The sequence below is a fragment of the Kitasatospora sp. NPDC087315 genome (genome assembly GCF_044744345.1).
In the GTDB taxonomy this organism is placed as follows: domain Bacteria; phylum Actinomycetota; class Actinomycetes; order Streptomycetales; family Streptomycetaceae; genus Kitasatospora.
Genome location: NZ_JBIUYD010000005.1, coordinates 245,553 through 264,879, shown reverse-complemented (window position 1 = coordinate 264,879; position 19,327 = coordinate 245,553). Strand labels below are relative to the sequence as shown.

The following is a 19,327-nucleotide window of genomic DNA, read 5'->3' as shown; positions in this document are numbered from 1 at the left end:
GCCAGCCCGGCCGCACCCCGGCCGCGCCCGGTACGCCCGTCGGTCGGAGCCCTCGCCGCGCCCGCCGCAACTGCGTTCACCTGCTGGGAGGTTGGGGTTTCGGCCTCAGCGGCAGGTGGGCAACTCGGGCAGGCCCAGCGCCAACCAGGAGTCGGCCTCGCAGTGTCGAAGCCGCCATCCCTCCAACGTCCCACCCACCTCGGCCAGTTCGAGGCAGGAGGCGCGCAGTGCGGCCTCGGCCTCCAGCAGGCAGCCGGCCGTCACGAACACCACCGCGTCCACCGCGTCCGCCGTCACCCGGATCCGGGCGTGGTCGAGTCGGGCCGGCCCCCGGAGCCCGCGCTCCAGCCCGTCCCGCACGGCCGGCGCCGCCACCGGACCGCCGGGCCGCGGCCGCCCATCCGGAGTGTCCAGATGGATGCGAATCGCGTACATGCTCCACAGAGTGACGGATCGCCGGCCCGGCCGGTCGCGCCCGCCGCCGTCACAAATCTGCCTGGCAGCAACATGTCACCGTAACGCGTGGGCGGGTGGCCTTCACTACCGTGGTCACGCGGCCGACCGGCTTGCCTCCCCGCACGGTTCGCGCACCGGGCCACCTGCGTCCCCCCGGGCCACCCGCTTTCCCCCGTCACGCCCCGGCCTCCTCCCCGCCACACCCCAGCCCCTTCCGCGATACCACCCGGCGGTATGCCCATCGGCGGTGACCTGGGCCGGAGCACCGGTCGGGAGGGCCGGGGCTGCCGGGCGGCGGGTCGGCGGCGCGTGATATGTACTGCGTCTGGGGTGGCCGGCGTGCGGCCATGCGAAAGATGCCAATGATGTTCGAGGGGGCCACACCATGCCGCTTTTCCGACGCCGCTCCGACGAGGACGCTCCGGAGGGTCGGTCCGGCCGGTGGGGGCTCGGATTCGGCAGACGGACCGCCTCCGGTACCACCGCCCGCGGCACCGTCGAGCCGGTGCTGGACCAGGCCCTCGGTGACGAGGAGCTGCGGCTGATGCTGGCCCAGGCAGCCGCGGGGGACTGGGTCGCGCTGGGCCCGGCGCTGGCCGCCGTCGAGGACGCCACCGAGCTGACCCGGATCCTGATCGCGCTGTCCGAGGTCGGCGGCGTCGAGGCGTGGACGGACAGGGCCGTCGCCGCCGAGCCCGGCGACGCGCTGCCGCTGCTGCTCTCCGGAGCCCGGCACGTCTCCTGGGCGTGGGAGGCCCGCACCCGGGCCCGGGCCGCCCATGTGACGGAGGAGCAGTGGAAGCTGTTCCACCAGCGGCTGGAGACCGCCGAGGAGCAGCTGTTCGAGGTGGCCGAGCGCGAGCCGAGCTGGCTCGCCCCCTGGTACTTCCTGCAGATCAGCGCCCGCGGCGCCTCGCTCGGCCGGGACGTCGCCCGGTACCGGTTCGAGGCCGCGCTGCGCCGCCACCCCGAGCACCTGGCCTCGCACAAGCAGCGGCTCCAGCAGCTGTGCGCCAAGTGGGGCGGCTCGCACGACCAGATGCACGAGTTCGCCCGCGCCTCGATGCTCGCCGCACCCGAGGGCAGCCCGCTCGGCGAGCTGGTCGCCCTCGCGCACCTGGAGCGCTGGCTGGACCTCGCGGACGGCGAGGACCACGCCTACCTCACCAGCCCGGCCGTCCGGGCCGAACTGCACGAGGCGGCCCGGCGGTCCGTCCTGCACCCGGCGTACCCGCGTCCGCGCGGCTGGCAGAGCGCCTACAACACCTTCGCGATGGCCTTCTCGCTCGCCGACGAGCGGGAGACGGCGCACACCCTGTTCGAAGCGCTCGACGGGGCCGTCACCGACTCGCCCTGGGACTACCTGGCCGGCGACCCCGTGGCCAACTTCCGCGCCCACCGCGACCGGTGCGCCCGCTAGGACCGCCACCCGAGCTGCCCGACCTGGTACCGCCCGCCCGAGGCCGCACCCCGGCCCCGTCCCGAACGCCTGCACACCCCCGAACACCTCCACACCCACGCGAGCGAAAGAGCCTCCGGTGTCCCCATCCGAGAACCCGACGAGTGCGCACACCTTCCAGGTGGACCTGCGCGGCCTGGTGGACCTGCTCTCCCACCACCTCTACTCCAGCCCCCGGGTCTACCTGCGTGAACTCCTGCAGAACGCGGTGGACGCGATCTCCGCCCGGCAGGCGCTCGACCCGGCCGCGCCCGCCCGGATCACCGTCGTGGCCGGCGACGACCTGACCGTCACCGACACCGGCATCGGCCTCACCGAGGCCGACGTCCACACCTTCCTCGCCACCATCGGCCGCAGCTCCAAGCGCGACGCCGAGGGCCGCCTCGACGGCGCGGGGCTGGCCCGGGCCCGGGGCGACTTCATCGGCCAGTTCGGTATCGGCCTGCTGGCCTGCTTCGTGGTGGCCGACGAGATCACCGTCGTCACCCGCTCCGCCGCCACCCCGGACGCCCCCGTCATCGAGTGGCGCGGCGGCTCCGACGGCCGCTACACCATCCGCACCCTGCCGCCGGAGGCCAAGCCCGAGCCCGGCACCACCGTCCGGCTGGCGCCGCGCGCCGACGCCGCCGAGTGGACCCGCTCCGACCGGGTCCTCGCGCTCGCCCGGGACTTCGGCAGCCTGCTGCGCCACGAGGTGACCGTGGTGGACGCCCGCGGCACCGCCACGCCCGTCAACCGGACGCCGCCGTGGGCCGACCGACACGGCTCCCCGCTGGCCCGCCGCGACGCGCTGGCCGAGTACTGCCGTGCCACCTTCGACTTCACCCCGCTGGACACCATCGAGCTGGACCTCCCGCTGGTCGGCCTGCGCGGCGTCGCCTACGTCCTGCCGGACGCCGCCCCGCCGTCCCGCCGCTCCGGCCACCGGGTCCACCTCAAGGGCATGCTGCTCTCCGACCAGGCCGACGAACTCCTGCCCGAGTGGGCGTTCTTCGTCCGCTGCGTGGTCGACACCGACAGCCTGCGCCCCACCGCCTCCCGCGAGGGCCTCTACGCCGACGAGACGCTCGCCGCCGTCCGGGACGCGCTCGGCGTGCGTATCCGCGACTGGCTCACCGGCCTGTCCGCCAGCGACCCGGCGCTGCTGCACCGCTTCATCGGCGTGCACCACCTCGCCGTCAAGGAACTGGCCCGCTACGACGACGAACTGCTGCGGATGCTGCTGCCGTGGCTGCCGTTCGAGACCACCGACGGCAACGTCACGCTCGACGAGTTCGCCCGCGCCCACCCGGTCGTCCTGGTCACCCGCACCGTCGAGGAGTTCCGCCAGGTCGCCCCGATCGCCGGCGCGGCCGGCCTCGGCGTCGTCAACGGCGGCTACACCTACGACCGCGACCTCGTCCACCGGCTGCCCGAGATCCGGCCCGGCACCTCGGTGGCCGACCTCGACCCGGGGACGGTCACCGCGCACCTGGACACCGTCGACCCGGCCGCCGAACTCGCCGCCTCGGCCTTCCTCACCATCGCCCGCGAGGTGGTCGGCCGCTTCGACTGCGACGTCGCCCTGCGCAGCTTCCACCCCACCAGCGCCCCGGCGCTGCTGCTGGACAACCGCGAGGCCCGGCACGAGCGCACCCGCGCCCAGCTCGCCGAGGAGGCGGACGGGCTCTGGGCCGACATCCTGGGTTCGCTGCGCGCCGAGGTGCCCCGCGCCCAGCTGGTGCTCAACCACCTCAACCCGCTGGTGCGCCGGGCCGCGTCCATCACCAGCCGCGAACTCGCCGTCACCGCCGTCGAGGCCCTGTACGGCCAGGCGGTGCTGCTCACCCGCCGCCCGCTGCGGTCGAGCGAGAGCGCCCTGCTCAACCGGTCGTTCATCAGCCTGCTCGACCACGCCATGCTCGGCCACGAGTCGGCCGGCCCGCAGAAGGAGTCGTAATGCTGGACACCACCGACGCGGTGATGGCCGCCCTGCGGGAGAACGACGCCCGCCCGTACGGCCGCGTGCGGACCGTCACCGCCGAGGAGATCGTCGACGCCGCCGAGCAGTTCGACGACACCGGGGTGCGCTCGATGGCGCTGCTGGAGCTGATGGAGGCGTACGAGTACGACGGCGAGCGCAGCAAGGCCCCGGTGGTCTTCGCCCGGGTGCTGAAGCTCTGGGACACCGATCCGGACGGCTTCGGCGACTGGGCCCGCCACCAGGTGTTCTGGCGCTTCAAGTGGGTGGCCACCGCGCTGATCGGCACGCCCGACGTCCCGCTGGCGGCCGTCCGCCGCTGGCACACCGAGATGCGCGAGCGCTACCGCGCCGCCGGGTACGGCCTCCAGCCTTACTACGCCCAGCGCTTCCACCTCGCCGCGCACACCGGCGTGGACGCCGAGGACGCCTTCGAGCTGTGGGCCGCCCGCCCGCGTACCGAGCTGAGCGACTGCCACGCCTGCGAGATCCGCTCCCAGGCCGCCCACCACCTGCGCGCCGGGGACGACCGGCGGGCGCTGGAGGCCTGGCGGCCGGTCTTCGCCGGCGAGAGCACCTGCGCCGAGGAGCCGTACCTCAGCCACGCCTACGCGCTGCTGCCGCTGCTGCGTCAGGGCCGGCTGGACGAGGCGCGCTCCAGCCACCTGGTCGGCTACCGCTTCGCCCGGGGCAAGTCCGGCATGGCGCGGGCGGTCGGCCTGCACGTGGAGTTCTGCGCGCTGTCCGGCAACGAGCCGCGCGGGCTGGAGATCCTCTCCGAGAACCGCGACCTGTTCGACGTGACCGGCGACCCGATCGGCCGGCTCGACTTCCTCACCGGCGTCGAGGTGTTGATCGCCGGTCTGGCCCGGCGCGGCCACGGCGAGCTCACCGTCAGCGGCCCGCCCGGGGTCTCCTGGACGGTCGACTCGCTGCTGGCCCACCTGCGCACCGAGGCGGACGCGCTGGCGGCCCGCTTCGACGCCCGCAACGGCACCGACGCGGTGGGCGCGCGCCGCCGGGCCCGGCTGGAGCGGGAGCCGCTGCTCGCCGAGCCGCTCGCCCTCGGGGTGCGGGCCGCCGCCTCGCCCGAGCTGGCGGGGGCCCCGGCCGTCACGTCCGCGCCCGCACCGCGCCGCGAGACCGAGCCGGAGCCCGAGGACTTCGCCGCCCTGGTGGTAAGGGCCCGTGAGCTGGACGCCCTCGGCCACCCGGACGCGGACCGGCTCTGGCGGAGCGTCACCGCGCGCTTCACCGCCGAGGACTACGTCCACACGGACGGCACCGAGGCCGGCCCGGCCGGGCTGCTGCGCGCGGAGATCGCCGAGCAGCGGGCCCACACCGCGCTGGACCGGGACGACTTCGCCGCCGGCAAGGCCGGACTGCTGGAGGCCGCCGAGCTGTTCGAGCAGGAGGGGCTGCTCGGCCAGGCCCTGGTGGTGCGCACCCGCACCCTGGTGGTCGAGCTCGGCGACGTCGAGGGCGTGACGGTGGACTGGCCCGCCCTGGACGCGGCCCTGCACCGCGCCGAGGAGCTGCTGGCCGACGAGAACGGTCTGGCCGCGGACGACTATCTGATCGTCCTCCAGTGCCGGGCCTTCGCCGCCCACCACGACCTGGTGCGGTCGCTGCCGGAGCCACCGGCCGAGGCCGTCGAGCGCTTCGAGACGGCCGTCGCCGCGTACCGGCGGGAGAGCACCGAGCGCGGCTCGGCCCGGCGCGCCGCCACCGCCCACCAGTACAGCGCGGACGCGGCGGCCCGGCAGGGCCGGCTGGCCGAGGCCGCGGCCGAGCTGCGGCGGACCCTGGAGCAGCTGGACGCCGCCGAACTGCCCTGGCAGACACCGCGGGTGCTCGGTCTGCTGGGCCAGGTGCTGCTCCAGAGCGGCGAGTCCGCCGAGGCCGTGACGGTTCTCCACCGGGCCCTGGCCGAGGCCACCCGGTGGGCGGACGACTCCTACCCGTTCGCGCCGACGTACATGATGCTCGGCCACGCGAGCGCGCACCTCGGGGACACGGGCGCGGCCGTCCGGGCGCTGTCCGAGGCCGCCGCGCGGTACGACCGCAAGGGTGCGGCGGGCGCCGAGGAGGCGGCCCAGGTCCGGCTGCAACTCGCCGACCAGCTGCGGGAGAGCGGCCGGGCGGCCGACGCGGTCGCCGTCCTGGAGTCGGTGCTGCACGACGCCGGCGCGGCGGAGCTGGACGAGCGGATGCTGGCGCAGGTCCGGCTGGACCTCGCCCGGGGGCTGTTCGCGCTGGAGGAGTTCCGGGACTCGGCGGAGGAGTACCTGCGGCTCGCCGACCTCGTCGCGGGCTGGGAGGACCAGCAGACCCACACCGTGGTCGCCTGCGAGGCGACCGTCGCGCTGGCCGAGGCGGGCCGCTGGGAGGCCGCGCACGCCGCCCGCGAGCGCGCCCTCGCCGCCCACGCCAAGGCGCCGCGCGCCGACCAGATGGCCGCCACGCTCCGGGAGTTCGCCCGGCTCACCATGCACGCGGAGGGCCCCGACGGGCTGGACTCGGCGCTGGAGCGCCTCGTCGAGGCCGACGCCGTGCGGGCGCGGGCCGAGGAGGAGGGCCAGCCGTTCACCGCCTGGCACCAGAGCGGCGCCGCCCACTTCGAACGGGCCCGGGTCTACGCCGTCGCCGGCCGTCACGAGGAGGCGCTGGCCTCGGCTGACCTCGCGATCACCGCCTACGAGGCGGGCGGCGCCGAGGCGGAACTGCCGCGGGCCGAGGCGGTCCGGGTCGCCGCGCTGATCGAGGGCACCGACCTCGGCCGCGTCGACGCCGCCCGGGCCAGGCTCGGCACCGCCATCGAGCGCTGCCGCCGGGCCGACCTCGGGGAGGCGGCCGGCATCCTGGCCAACCTGCGCGACCGGCTCGCCGATTCGCCGTCCTGAGCCGGTTTCCCGTGGCCGTCCCTGCGACCGTTTCCGAGCCCGTGCCGCGTTTTCGCCACCCGGGAATGCGGCACGGCCGCGCGGGGGGTTCGCCCGGTCATGAGAATCGGAGAGATCGATGTGCTGCCCGTCCACGACGCCGTCGGGGCGGAGGCGGCCCGGGAGATCCCCCTCGCACGCGGTTCCGGCCACTCAGCAGGGGCCGTCGTCGGACCAGACGCCCCACTGGCCACTGGCGGACGGGTTCTCGTTCAGCGTCCACCACTTGGCGTGGTACTCGTGGCTGTTGTAGGAGACCTTGCTGCCGGTGGTGTAGGTGGTGGCGGCGCTCCACGCCGGGTCGGCGCAGGTGCCCGGGCTGGTCGGCGGCGGGCTGGTGGGCGGGGTGCTCGGGCTGGTGGGCGGGGTCGCGCCAGCGAACTTCACGGTGTACTTGGTGAAGTCCCAGTCGTTCTGCGCCACGCTGGAGCAGGAACCGGAAAGCCCGGGGTCGACCGGGCCGGGGCACTGGCGGTCGCGGTTGACGGACCAGTAGGTGTACCGGGCCAGCTTGTGCGCGGTGGCGAAGTCGAGCACGGTCTGGAAGTCCGCCTGCCGGAAGTACTCGGCGGCGTCGGTGCGGCCGTTCATCAGTGAAACGCCCTCGTGCGCGTAGGCGTTGGACTCCGTCCAGCCGAAGGTGGTCTGGAGGATCTGGTTGAACTTGACCAGCGCGTCGGTCTGCGCGGACGCGCCGTTGAAGCCGCCGTCGAACGGCATGATCGAGTAGTTGTCGGGCGTGAAGCCCTGCGACTTGGCCTCGTTGAGCATCTGCTGGCCGAACCAGCCGGTGCCCGCGCTGGTGCCGGCGGTGGTGATCGAGATGTACAGGCCCGGGTTGTTCTGCTGGAGGATCCGGGCGGCGCCGATCTCGTTGTGGATGGCGGCGGAGTTCTCGTACTCCGGCTCCTCCAGGTCGATGTCGATCGCCTTGAGCTGGTACTTGGTGATCACCTTCTGGTACCCGGCGGCGGTCGCCTCGGGCGTGCCGCAGCCCTGGCCGAGCTTGTTGCCGCCGTAGCCGCCGACCGACACCGAGACGTCGCCGCCCTTGGCGCGGATGGTCTGGATCACGGCGGGCATGGTGGTGTCGGTGTCGATCGAGGAGGTGCCGCCCCAGGCCGGGCTACAGCCGCCCTTGTCCAGGATGAAGGCCAGCTGGAAGGCCTTCTGCCCGGTGGCGTCCATCACCGCCGCAGCGTCCGGCGGGCTGTTGTCCTCGGGCATGAGGTACGGCGCGGACGCGTACCAGTTGCTGCCCAGCCCGGTACCCGCGTCGGCGGGCCCGGCCGCGGCCAGCGCCGCCCCGGTCCCGGCGAGCGCGGCGAGCCCGCCGGCCACCAGCCCGAGCACCCCGGCGACGGCCACGGCGGTCCGCCGCCCGCTCCGGCGCCGTCCGGGCCCGGTCCGCTCGGGGGTCTGCTGTCCGAACAGCTGGGGATTCCGCTGTGGGGGAAGAGCGCGTTCCATCGGAAACCTCTCCAGGAAACGGCAGGGGAAGGCCCACCCGCGCCAACTGTGGAGGCGGCGCGCCGGGCTCAACAACCCACCGGCGGGCCGTACTTGCCGTGGGTCCTCACTGGTATAGACCTGTCCGGAAACCGCCGTCAACCCCGTCTTGGTCAAGACCCGCCGTCCCCCCCGGCCGCCGGGGCCCCGGCGTGCGGCCTGCGGTGCCTGACGGTCGGACTGCGTGCGCCGAACCGTGTCGACCGGCACCGTGCCGGACGGTTCGGCCCTAGAGTTGGCGGGTGGCCAAGGAGACGTGGAACAGGGTGGACGGGCAGGTGCGGGCCGGGTCCATCGTGCAGGCGCAGAGCATTGGGCAGCTGCATGTGTACGGGCCGGAGGGGGCGGTGTCGGCCCCGTGCCAGCTGCCGCCGGAGCTGGCGCACTTCGAGGACCGGGCGGACGAGCAGGCTCGGGTGCTGGAGGCGGTGGCGGAGGGGTCGGGGTCCGGGGGCGGGCCGCTGGTGGTGGCGCTGAGCGGGATGGGCGGGGTCGGGAAGACGGCGCTCGGGTTCCGGCTGGCCCGTGAACTGCGGCAGCGGGGAAGCTGCCCGGACGGTGTGCTCCACGTCGATCTGGACGACCTGCGGCGGGACGGCGCGGTCGAGGTCGCCGACGCGCTCGGCGGCCTCATCGGCTCGCTGGACCCGGAGACCGCGGTGGCGCGGAGCTTCGCCGACCGGGCCCGCCAGTACTGGGATCTCACCCAGGACAAGCGCCTGGTGGTCGTGGTGGACAACGCCCAGAGCGGGGCCGAGGTGCAGCCGCTGCTGCCGTCCTCGTCCGCCGGTGTGGTCATCGTGACCAGCCACGGTCCGCTCTACGACCTGGACGGGGCACGGTCGGTGGAGCTGCCGATCGGGCCGCTGTCCGGCGAGGACGCGGTGAGCCTGCTGCGCGCGACCGTCGCCGACCCCCGGCTGGCCGCGGACCCGGAGGCCGCCGCCGAACTGGCCCGCCGCTGCGAGGGCCTGCCGGCCGCGCTGCAGGTGGCCGGCCGCTGGGTGCGCAAGCACCGTCACCGGGAACTCCGCCGCCTGGTGGAGGAGTTGACCGCCGAGCTGCACCGGAACGGATTGCCCGTGGTGGAGGCCGTCTGGGACGCCGCGTACGCCGGCCTGGACCCCGACGCGGCGCGGCTGTACCGGCTGCTGCCCCACCACCCGGGGCCGGTGGTCACCGGGCACGTCGCGGCCGCGCTGCTCGGCGTCGGGCTGGAACGGGCCGAGGACGCGCTGGCGGAGCTGGAGACCGCCGGACTGCTGCAACGGCGGCCGGACGGACTGGGCATGCACGCCCTGTTGCGCGGTCACGCCCTGCGCCGGGCCGGGCGGCGGTCCGAGGACGGTGAGGCGGCGGCCGGGCGGCACCGGCTGGTGCGCTGGTACCGGCGGCAGGCGGGCCGGGCCGACCTGCTGGCCGCCGGGCCGAGGCTGACGGTCTCCGGCCCGGTGCCGGACGGGCCCGCCCAGGGCGAGGCGCCGGACGTGGAGTTCACCGACAAGTACCGGGCGATGCACTGGCTGGAGTCCGAGCGGCTGGCGCTCTACGGCTGCGTGCGGATCGCGTACGAGGACGGGCTGGACGCCGACGCGGTGGCGCTCTGCGAGGCGCTCTGGACGCACTTCCTGGACCACCAGCACTACGCGGACGTGACCGACGCCTTCGGCCACGGTGTCGCGGCCGCCGTGCGCGCCGGGGACATCGCCGCGACCGTCCGGATGCGCTGCCAACTCGCCCGCCCGCTCTGGGAAAAGCACCGCTACCAGGAGGCGGCGGAGGAGCTGCGCCTGGCGGTGAACGGCTCCGGGCTGCTCGGCGACGAGCCGCCGGCGCGCAAGCTGCGGGCCTCGGCGATCGAGTTCCGGGGCAAGCTGGCCTCTGTGCAGGGCGACTGGGCCGCCGCCGCACCGGACTTCGAGGCGGCGCGACAGGAGCACCTGGCGATCGGCAACGACTACGGCGTGATGCTGCAGACCTACCTGCTGGGCCGGGCGGCCGTGGGCATGGGTGAACCGGGGCGTGGCGTCGAGCTGTTGACGCAGGCGCACGCCATGGCGACGGCCCTCGGCCGCGAGCGGATGACCTCGCGGACCGGCTTCGAACTGGGCGGGGCACTGCGCCTGGCGGGCCGCCGGGAGGAGGCCGCCCGGCTGTACGAGGCGGCGCTGGCCGGGGCCCGGGCGCGCGACTCCGTCCAGGACGAACTGCGGGTCCTGGAAACGCTGGTGGAGTTCTGCGAGGAGTCGGGGGACGAGGGCGGCGCCGACGGGTACCGGGCCGCCGTGCGGGAGCTGCGCGAACGGACGGGCGATGCGCGGCCGGCCGAGTAGGGCGTTCGCTTGACGCTTCGTCAGATCGGCTGCTGCAGATCGGAGTCGGCGGCGGGCTCCAGCCGGGCGCGGTAGGGTGTGCCGCCGATGCGGCAGATCAGCTCGGTCGGCGGCCGGTGCTCCGGGCTGCCCCCGGTTTCGCTTCCGGCCCAGGCGTGGACGGCGGAGAGCACGGCGGCCGGGTCGGTGAGCCGCACCCGGCCGCCGTCCCGGTGCGGTTCGATCCGGACGGTGAACGGCTCGCCGCCGCGGCGTCGGAGCAGACAGACGGTGGGGGAGAGGACGATCCCCGCGGTCCGGCAGCCGGGGTACTCGGCGAGCATCACGGCGGTCCAGTCCGCGGCCGTCCGGTACTCCTGGTGCCAGGCCGGGGAGGGCGCGCCGACGCGGCGGTAGAGCAGGGCGGCGCTCTCCAGCTGGCGGGTCCCGGCACGCCCGTACTCGGCGGCCCGGTGGTGGAACGGCAGGTCCGTCCAGGTCGGCAGCCGGTCGATGCCGACCTCCCGCCCGTCCACCCGGGCCCGGACCGCGAAGGCCGACGGGGCGGGCGGGGCGGCCGGTGGGACGGGCAGCGGCCGGGGCTGGACCGGGTACGGGGGCGGGACCAGTCCGAGCAGCTTGTAGAGCTCGGGGCGGAGGGTGTCCAGGGACTCCCCGGGGAGGGCGAAGGCGGCCTCGGCGAAGCGGCGGGTGCCGACGGGGGCGTCCGTGGGCGGGTCGAGCAGGGCCGGAGCCGTCTCCGGGTCGGCGAGGTCCAGCCGGGGCACCGCCGCCAGCAGCCGTGCCATCGGGCTGTCCGGCACCAGCTCGCCCCGGCCGTCACAGGCGGCGACCAGGTGCCGGTCCAGCGCCGCCGCGTAGAGCGCCACCGAACCGTGGTCGGTCACCACGGTGTCGGCGGCGACCAGCAGCGCCGCCCACTGCTCGTACGGCCCGGCCAGCACCATGCCCGCGTCCAGTGCGGGCCGCAGCCGGCGGGCGAGGTCCATCCGGCCGGTCCTGCTGTACTCGTTGGGGTGCACGATCAGCGCCAGCTGGAAGGCGTCGTGCGGCAGGCAGGAGGCCAGCAGCGCGGGCAGTTCGGGGCGGCGGGCCAGCAGTGACTCCGGGCCCCAGGTGGAGGAGAGCACCACCAGCCGGCGCCCGCCCGTCCCGAGCGCGGCCCGGAAGGTGTCGCGGCGGTCGCGGGAGACCAGGACGCGGTCGAGGGTCGGGTCGCCGGCCACCATCGCGCGGTCGGTGGCCGCCGGGCACTGGTCGGCCAGCCGTTCGATCTGGGCAGGGTGGGCGAGGGCGTGCAGGGCGGCGGTCGGGCGGCCGTCGGTGAGCAGGAAGGCGGGGTCCAGACCGGACGGGAGGGCGGCCGAACCCTCGTCGGGGAGCGCCTTGTTGAAGCCCGCGCCGTGCGGCAGCAGCACCTGGTGGCCGCGCAGGGATCCCAGGTCGCCCTTGGGGCTGGCGGTCAGGATCAGATCATGCCGGGACGCCAGCGCCCGGTGCCAGGGCAGGCAGCGGGCGCCGGAGGACTCGACGGCCGCCAGCGCGTCGGTGTCGAACTCCGAGCCGGGGACGAGGGTGAAGCGGCAGCGGACGCGCTCGTCGCCCTCGAAGACCGGGAGGAGGTCCAGCAGCCGGTGCAGCGCGGCCGCCGACCGGACCGCGAACAGCACGTCGGCCACCGCCGACCGGCCCGCGCGTCCATCCGTCCGCTGGCTGGCTGGCTGGCTGGCTGGCTGGCTGGCTGGCTGGCTGGCTGGCTGGCTGGCTGGCTGGCTGGCTGGCTGGCCAGGCTGTGGTATACCACAACTCAGCACCCCCTGTCGAGGGTGCCCGGGCAGCCGCTCGGGGTCCCCGGCGAGGTGGTACGGCGCTGGCATAGGGGCGATGGTAACCGGCCGGGCGGCGCGACGGGCGGGATCACCCGGACCGGAGCCCGGCGCTGCCGGCTCTCCATCTGTCCCCCTCGATCGGACGCCTCGTCAGTACTCGCCGAAATCTATCGCGGCAGGTCAGCGCCCCGGTCGGGCGGGGCAGCGGTCGGCCCCCGGCCGGGCGGTCAGCCCCGCGCCGCAGGCACCCCCGCCGCCGCCCCGCGGTCACGGGCGGTGGCCAGCAGGCCGGCGACGGCCGGGGACCACGGACGGCTGCCCGGGCCGGTGAGGGCGAGGGTGCGGTGGACGGCGGGGCGGAGGGGGACGAGCACGCAGTCCGGCGGCAGCATGGTGAGGGCGAGGGCGGGCATCACCGAGACGCCCACGCCCGCGTGCACCATGCCGATCAGCGTGTTGAGGTCGCGGATCCGGTGCCGGGGCGCGAACCGGGCGCCGGCCCGCCGGTACGCCTCGCGGATACGGGCCTCGCAGCCGCCCTCGGAGAGCAGGAAGTCGTCGTCCTCCAGGTCGGCCACGTCGACGGCGGGCTGCCCGGCCAGCGGATGGTCGCGGCGGAGGAGCGCGTGCATCGAGTCCGCGCCGAGCGGGATCGCCCCGGGCGGTGCCGGGTCTGCGTCGACCAGCACGGCGGCGTCGACGGTGCCGGCCTCCAGCCAGACGGCCAGTTCGTCGTCCTCGCCCTCGAAGACCCGGACGGTGACCCGGGGGTGTGCCGCCCGCCAGTCCCGCAGCAGTCCGGGCAGCAGCCCCTGGCAGACGGTGGCCGGCGCGGCCAGCCGTACCGTCCCGGTGAGGCCGCCCGAGTGCAGGGTGGCGATGGACCGGACGGCGGCGGCGGAGGCGACCGCCGTCCGGGCGTGCGGAAGGATCCGCTCGCCCAGCGCCGTCGGGCGGGCCGGGGTGCCACGGTGCAGGACGGGCGCGCCGAGGGTGCGCTCCAGCGCGGCCACCGCGTGCGAGACGGCGGACTGGCTGATCCCCAGCTCGCCCGCCGCCGCGCCGAACCCGCCCGCGTCCGCGACCGCGATCAGCGCTCTGAGCTGGGCCAGATTGACCTCCGAGGTCATGAGACTTCCTCATCTCTCCCGCACTGGAACTTGTTGGACTCATGATCCGCCCGCGCGCCACGCTCTGTCCACGCGGCCACGGCGACAAGGACAGCAGCCGCGGTGACCAGGACCACAGCCACGGCGGCGGAGACAGCAGCCGGGGCGACCGGACGGAAGAGGGTGGGTGAGGTGCGGTGCGGCGCTGGTGGCCGGGCTTTGTGGCACTGTCGGCGATCTGGGGCGCGAGCTTCGCGCTGATCAAGGTGGCCGTCGACGCGGGGGTGCCACCGCTCTGGGTGGCGTGCTGGCGGTGCGTCCTCGGGGCGGCGGCGCTCTGGGCGATCCTGGCGCTGCGCCGCGAGGCCGTCCCGCGCACTGCCGCCACCTGGGGTCATTCGGCGGTGGTCGCGGTGCTGCTCAACGCCGCGCCGTTCGTCCTCTTCTCCTACGGCGAGACCAGGGTCAGCTCCGTCCTCGCGGGCGTGATGAACGCGACCACCCCGCTGTTCACCCTGCTCTTCGCGGTCGTCACGGTGGCGGAGGAACGCCACCCGGGGCCGCGCCGACTGGCCGGCCTCGGGCTCGGCTTCGCCGGGGTGCTGACCGTCCTCGGGGTGTGGCGCGGACTCGGCGCGGGGGAGGCCGCCGGCGGTCTGCTCTGCCTGGCCGCCGCCTGCTGCTACGGCGCCGGCTTCGCCTACCTGCGCCGCCATCTCGCCGCCCGCCCCTACTCGGCGACCGCCCTCTCCGCCGTCCAGATCACCTGTGGCGGCGCCGAACTGGCCGTCGTCGCCCCCTTCGCGGCCGGCGCCCCGCACTGGCCCGGTCCCGGCCCGGCGGCCGCCCTGCTGGTGCTGGGTGTGCTCGGCACCGGCGTCGCCTACATCCTCAACCTGGGCCTGGTCCGCACCGCGGGCACCGCCGTCGCCGCCGCCGTCACCTATGTGACGCCGCTCTGGTCGACCGCCCTCGGCGCCCTCCTGCTCGCCGAACCGGTCGGCTGGAACGCCCTGGTCGGCGGCCTCGCCGTGATCGCCGCCGTCGCCCTGACCAGGCAGCCGACGGTGCCCGCCGCCCGCCGGAAGGCCCGTCAGCCGGTTGGCTAGAGTGACCGGATGAGCGAGGAGCAGCAGCCGGTGGCCGTCTGGGCGGCGCTGCGCGCGCACCCCGGGCGCTTCCCGTTCACCGTCCGCGCGCTGCGCTGCTGGGCCTATCTGCTCAGCGGCGCGCTGCTCGGGCCAGTGGTGCTGGTGGTGCTGGCCGGGCTGCTGCTGGTGGGCCTCCCGCTGTCCGTCGTCGGCATCGGCCTGCCGGTCCTGGCCGCCCTCGTCCTGTCCGGCCTCCCGGCCGCGGCCCTGGAACGGCGCCGGCTGCGCCTGGTCGAGCCGGTGGTGGTGCCCGACCCGCACCGCCCGCTGCCCGGGGCCGGCCGCCCGGCCTGGCTGCGCACCCGGCTGCGGGAGCGCGCGACCTGGCGCGAACTCGCCCACACCGCGCTCCTCGGCACGGTGCTGAGCGCCGTCTGCCTCGGCTTCACCGCCCTGCTGCTGTTCTCCGCGGCGCTGGTCACCACCCCGGTGGTGGTGTGGGCGCTCGCCCCGGAGACCGTGATGGTCATCCCCGGCCGGGCGATCCCCGGCCCGGTCGAGGCCCTGCCCGCGACGGCCGCCGGGCTGGCCGGCCTGCTGTTCTGCGCCTACACGGGTGCGCTGCTGACGACCGCCCACGTCCTGCTCGCCCGGCTCCTGCTCGGGCCCCGGGACGAGGACCTCGGCCGCCGGGTGCTGGAACTCACCCGCTCCCGGGCCCGGCTGGTCGACGCCTTCGAGGCCGAGCGCCGCCGGATCGAACGCGATCTGCACGACGGCGCCCAGCAGCAGCTCGTCGCGCTCAGCATGACGCTGGGCCTGGCCGCCTACGAGCTGGGCGAACGGGGCGGGCGGGGCGGCGACGACCCGGCCGCCACGCTGGTCGCCCGGGCCCGCGACGAGGCCCGGCGGGCTCTGGAGCAGCTGCGCGGCCTGGTCCGCGGCATCCACCCGCAGGTGCTCACCGACCACGGACTGGCCGCCGCCGTCGCCGAGGTCGCGCTGCGCCACCCGATCCCCGTCGAGGTCGACATCGACCTCCCGGAGCGGCTGCCCGGCCCGGTCGAGACGACGGCCTACTTCACCGTCACCGAGGCGCTCACCAACGCGGCCAAGCACAGCGGCGCCACCACGATCACCGTGCACGGCCGGGTCGAGGCCGCCCGGCTGGTCCTCCAGGTGACGGACGACGGCCGGGGCGGGGCCGACCCGGCCACCGGGGCCGGACTGCAGGGGCTGGCCGACCGGGTGGCGATCCTGAGAGGAAGACTGATGGTGACGAGTCCGATCGGCGGGCCGACCAGGCTCCGGGTGGAGGTGCCGTGCTCCGGCTAGTCATCGCCGAGGACGCGGTGCTGCTCCGCGCCGGGCTGGTCGAACTGCTCACCCGGGGCGGCCACCAGGTCGTCGCGGCCGTCGGCGACGCGGACGCGCTGGCCGCCGCCGTGGACGCGGACCGCCCGGACATCGTCATCACCGACGTCCGGATGCCCCCGGGCTTCCACGACGAGGGCCTGCGCGCCGCCCTCGACCTGCGGGAGCGGCACCCTGGCCTGCCGGTGCTGGTGCTCTCCCAGTACGTGGCCACCCCGTACGCCACCCGGCTGCTGGGGGCGGCCGGTGCGCAGCCGGCCGGGCTCGGTTACCTGCTCAAGGACCGGGTGGGCGAGGTGGCCGACTTCCTGGACGCGCTGCGCCGGGTGGCCGCCGGGCAGACCGTGATCGACCCGGAGGTGGTCCGGGTGCTGCTCCGCCAGCAGTCGGGGGAGCGGCCGCTGGCCCGGCTGACCCCGCGGGAGCGGGAGGTGCTGACGCTGCTGGCGGAGGGGCTGAACAACCAGGCCATCGGCGGGCGGTTGAGCATCACCGAGGCCTCGGTGGTGAAGCACTGCGGCAACATCTTCATGAAGCTGGACCTCGATCCGGCCGAGGGCAACCGGCGGGTCCTCGCGGTCCTGGCTCATCTGCGCGGGGAGTGAGTGGGCGAGGCCGCCCCGCCGGTGTCCTGGGCACCCACGAAGCCCACGGAGCCTGCGGGGCCCACGGCGTCCTCGGCCTGCTCGGTCTCCTCGGGGTCGAGCAGCCGGGCCAGACGGTGTGCGGACGCCTCCCACGACCACTCCTCCTCGACCCATCGCCGCCCGGCCGCCCCCGTCCGGGCGCGCTCGGCCGCCGGTGAGCGCAGTATCCGGCCGACCGCCGCCGCGACGCCCGCAGGGCTCCGCCCGTCGACGACCGTTCCGCTCACCCCGTCGAGCACAGCGTCGGGCGCGCCGCCGGAGTCGCCCGCGACCACCGGCAGCCCGGCGGCCGCGGCCTCCAGGAAGACGATGCCCAGGCCCTCCGCCTCCAGCCCGGCCCGGCGGGTGCGGCAGGGCATCGCGAACACGTCCGCCGCCGCGTAGTACGCGGGTGTCGCCGCGTGTTCCAGGCCGCCCGCGAACACCACGGAGCCCGGCTCGGTGTGACGGCGGGCCAGCGAGCGCAGCCGCCGCTCGTCCGGGCCCCGGCCGACCAGGACCAGGACGGCACCCGGGACGGTCCGCCGGATCAGCGGCAGCGCGCGGATCAGGGTGTCCTGGCCCTTGCGGGGGACGAGCCTGGCGACGCAGAGGATCACCGGCGCGGCCGGCCGTGCGCGGGCGAGGGCGGTGTCCTCGGCGGTGCCCCCGGCCGGGCGGAACCGGGCGGCGTCCACGCCGGGGACCAGCCGTTCCAGCCGGGCCTGCGGACCGAGCGCGGGGGCGATCCGCTCGCGGGTGTACGCCCCGAGGTAGGTGACCACGTCCACGCTCCCGCCGATCCGCCGCAGCAGTCGGCGGGCCCCGGGGGTGCGCGCCCACCAGATCTCGTGGCCGTGCGTGGTGGCGACCGTCCGGCGGATCCCACCGGCCTGGCGGCGCAGTGCGGGCGTCATCGCGGCGAGCGGGGCGGCGGCGCCGAACCAGACCCGGTCGCAGTCGTGGGCGCGGGCGATCTCGGCGGCCCGCCGGGTGACCCGGCCGGTGGGCAGCAGGGTCCGGGACGGGTCGCGGATCACCGGGAAGGGGAGAGCGGCGTCGTAGCGGTCCGCGCCGGGTTCGTCCGAGGTGTAGACGACGACCTCGCCGGCGGGCAGGCGGGTGGCCAGGGCGTGGACGAAGGTCTCGATGCCGCCCTGGCGGGGCGGGAAGTCGTTGGTGACGACGAGAGTGGTGCCCATGGGATCGGTACAACCTCGGTTCGCGGGTCGACGGGGGAGTTCGGTCCGAAGGAGTTCGGCTCGAAGGGATGCGGGGCGAAGGAGTTCGGCTCGAAGGAGCGGGGAGCGGGCCGGCCGGCGGACCGGGACCGGGCCCAGACGGCGAGGGCGAGCGGCAGCGCGAGGTACCCGAACCGCCCGGCGGGGGCCAGCAGGAAGGCCAGGCAGAGCCCGAGGGCCAGCCGGTCGGCGGCGCCGACGACGTCCCGGGGCGGGCGCAGCACCAGGGACACGGCGACGGCGAGCCCGGCGAGCAGCAGCAGTGCGACGGCGGCGGACCAGCCGACGGGGCCCAGGTCCGCGAGCAGCCGCCCGGGCAGCGGGCTGCCGGCCGGGGTCGGCAGATCGCCGCGCCCGGTCGGAAAGGCGAACACCTGCCGGAGCATCGGACCGGGCGAGCGCAGCGCGCCCGGCAGGACGAGGACGGCCGTGCCGGCCACCGCGACCGCGGTTCCGCGCAGGGCCGCCCGCCGTCCCGTGGTCGCGGCCAGCAGCCCGGCGACGACCGGGAGCGCCGGCCAGGCCGTCCACTTGAGCGAACAGGCGGCGGCGAGCGCCAGGCCGGCGCCGACCGGGCGGCCCCGGGCGGCGCCGGCCAGCGCCAGGCAGCAGAGGCCGGTCATCGGCAGGTCCACCCCGCTGACGCAGAGCGGCAGCGCGACCACCGGGGAGGCGGTCAGCAGCGCGACCCCGGCCCGCCGGGGGCCCGAGGCACGCAGCAGACAGCCGAGGAACACGGCCGCGCACCAGAGGCGGGCGTCGCCCAGCAGCCGCGCCGGCCACCCCTCCACCCAGGGCAGCGCCTGCGCCCAGGGCAGGGCCTCGGACAGCGCCCGGGGCAGCCCGAAGGCGGCCATGCCCGGCAGGTACGGCGTGTACTCGGCGAGGGTGCGCGGCTCGGCCGCGTACGGGGTGCCGTCGTCGAGCAGCCGTGCCGCCGAGCGCTCGATCACGCCGACCTCGCTCTGCCCCTGCCCGGTCAGCACCAGGAGCAGCAGCGGGACGAGGACGGCCCCGCAGAGCGCGACCGCCACCGACGCCGCCCGGGCCCGCCGACGGGGCAGCACGACCACGGCGACCGCCGCGGCCAGGTAGCCGATGGCGGCGCAGACGCCCCAACTCCGGTGCGGTCCCAGCCCGGAGACGAGCGGGAGGGCCCCGGCCCAGCCGGCCGCGACCAGCCAGCCACCGCACCACAGCGCCCTGCGGCCCGAGCCGCCCCGCGCCCATGGATCCCACCGGTCCCGCTGCGCCCACCGGTCCCACCGCGCCCACCGACCCTGCCGGGCTTGCTGATTCATCACCCCTTCATTGCATCGGCCCAGGTCAGCGCGGTCATGACGGTCAGGTCGAGACTTGTGGTCGGGTTTCCCCTACCACCACCCCGAAAATCTTGCC

The 19,327-nt window shown here is 75.8% G+C and carries 13 protein-coding genes; 7 read left to right on the top strand and 6 right to left on the bottom strand.

Going from position 1 to position 19,327, the window contains the following annotated elements; translation table 11 throughout:
• Positions 1-105 precede the first annotated feature (105 nt).
• On the bottom strand, positions 106-435 hold the full coding sequence (locus ACIO5D_RS09910; RefSeq protein WP_400794625.1) for a hypothetical protein: 330 nt from the start codon (positions 433-435) through the stop codon (positions 106-108).
• A gap of 406 nt (positions 436-841) precedes the next feature.
• Between ACIO5D_RS09910 and ACIO5D_RS09905 the strand changes: the two genes are divergently transcribed.
• The 3 genes from ACIO5D_RS09905 (at position 842) to ACIO5D_RS09895 (ending at position 6,778) form a co-directional block, all read left to right on the top strand.
• Positions 842-1,876: a hypothetical protein gene (locus ACIO5D_RS09905; RefSeq protein ID WP_363604291.1), complete on the top strand. Its 1,035-nt coding sequence runs from the start codon at positions 842-844 to the stop codon at positions 1,874-1,876.
• 118 nt (positions 1,877-1,994) lie between these two features.
• Entirely contained in the window at positions 1,995-3,854 is a 1,860-nt protein-coding gene (locus ACIO5D_RS09900; protein ID WP_400794623.1) for an HSP90 family protein, read from the top strand.
• Entirely contained in the window at positions 3,854-6,778 is a 2,925-nt protein-coding gene (locus tag ACIO5D_RS09895; RefSeq protein WP_400794621.1) for a hypothetical protein, read from the top strand. Before ACIO5D_RS09900 ends, ACIO5D_RS09895 begins: the two co-directional genes overlap by 1 nt.
• Positions 6,779-6,970: 192 nt before the next feature.
• On the opposite strand, the gene ACIO5D_RS09890 is transcribed toward ACIO5D_RS09895, so the two are convergent.
• On the bottom strand, positions 6,971-8,287 hold the full coding sequence (locus ACIO5D_RS09890) for a carbohydrate-binding protein (protein WP_400650167.1): 1,317 nt from the start codon (positions 8,285-8,287) through the stop codon (positions 6,971-6,973).
• A 281-nt stretch (positions 8,288-8,568) separates the two neighbouring features.
• On the opposite strand from ACIO5D_RS09890, the gene ACIO5D_RS09885 reads away from it, so the two are divergent.
• The gene (locus ACIO5D_RS09885) at positions 8,569-10,659 is read left to right on the top strand and encodes an NB-ARC domain-containing protein (RefSeq protein WP_400794619.1); all 2,091 of its coding nucleotides are present in this window, start codon (positions 8,569-8,571) and stop codon (positions 10,657-10,659) included.
• Between the two features lie 20 nt (positions 10,660-10,679).
• On the opposite strand, the gene ACIO5D_RS09880 is transcribed toward ACIO5D_RS09885, so the two are convergent.
• Together ACIO5D_RS09880 and ACIO5D_RS09875 are read right to left on the bottom strand one after the other, a co-directional pair.
• Complete coding sequence (locus ACIO5D_RS09880; protein WP_400794617.1) at positions 10,680-12,329, bottom strand: translation initiation factor 2; 1,650 nt, start codon at positions 12,327-12,329, stop codon at positions 10,680-10,682.
• Positions 12,330-12,715: 386 nt separating this feature from the next.
• The gene (locus ACIO5D_RS09875) at positions 12,716-13,618 is read right to left on the bottom strand and encodes a LysR substrate-binding domain-containing protein (protein WP_363604299.1); all 903 of its coding nucleotides are present in this window, start codon (positions 13,616-13,618) and stop codon (positions 12,716-12,718) included.
• Positions 13,619-13,818: 200 nt separating this feature from the next.
• Here ACIO5D_RS09875 and ACIO5D_RS09870 point away from each other — a divergent pair, with 200 nt between their 5' ends.
• Genes ACIO5D_RS09870 through ACIO5D_RS09860 form a run of 3 tightly spaced genes read left to right on the top strand, consistent with a single transcriptional unit; the run spans position 13,819 to position 16,667 of the window.
• Positions 13,819-14,706, top strand: coding sequence for a DMT family transporter (locus ACIO5D_RS09870; protein ID WP_363604301.1), 888 nt, complete (start codon positions 13,819-13,821; stop codon positions 14,704-14,706).
• 9 nt (positions 14,707-14,715) lie between these two features.
• Positions 14,716-16,023 (top strand): sensor histidine kinase, encoded by a 1,308-nt coding sequence (locus tag ACIO5D_RS09865; RefSeq protein ID WP_400650154.1) that lies wholly within the window; start codon positions 14,716-14,718, stop codon positions 16,021-16,023.
• Positions 16,011-16,667 (top strand): response regulator transcription factor, encoded by a 657-nt coding sequence (locus tag ACIO5D_RS09860; RefSeq protein ID WP_363604304.1) that lies wholly within the window; start codon positions 16,011-16,013, stop codon positions 16,665-16,667. Before ACIO5D_RS09865 ends, ACIO5D_RS09860 begins: the two co-directional genes overlap by 13 nt.
• Here ACIO5D_RS09860 and ACIO5D_RS09855 read toward each other — a convergent pair.
• Both ACIO5D_RS09855 and ACIO5D_RS09850 read right to left on the bottom strand, forming a co-directional pair.
• Positions 16,649-17,818 (bottom strand): glycosyltransferase family 4 protein, encoded by a 1,170-nt coding sequence (locus ACIO5D_RS09855; protein ID WP_400794696.1) that lies wholly within the window; start codon positions 17,816-17,818, stop codon positions 16,649-16,651. The two genes, ACIO5D_RS09860 and ACIO5D_RS09855, sit on opposite strands and share 19 nt — an antisense overlap.
• Positions 17,725-19,230, bottom strand: coding sequence for a hypothetical protein (locus ACIO5D_RS09850; protein WP_363604305.1), 1,506 nt, complete (start codon positions 19,228-19,230; stop codon positions 17,725-17,727). Before ACIO5D_RS09850 ends, ACIO5D_RS09855 begins: the two co-directional genes overlap by 94 nt.
• Positions 19,231-19,327 lie beyond the last annotated feature (97 nt).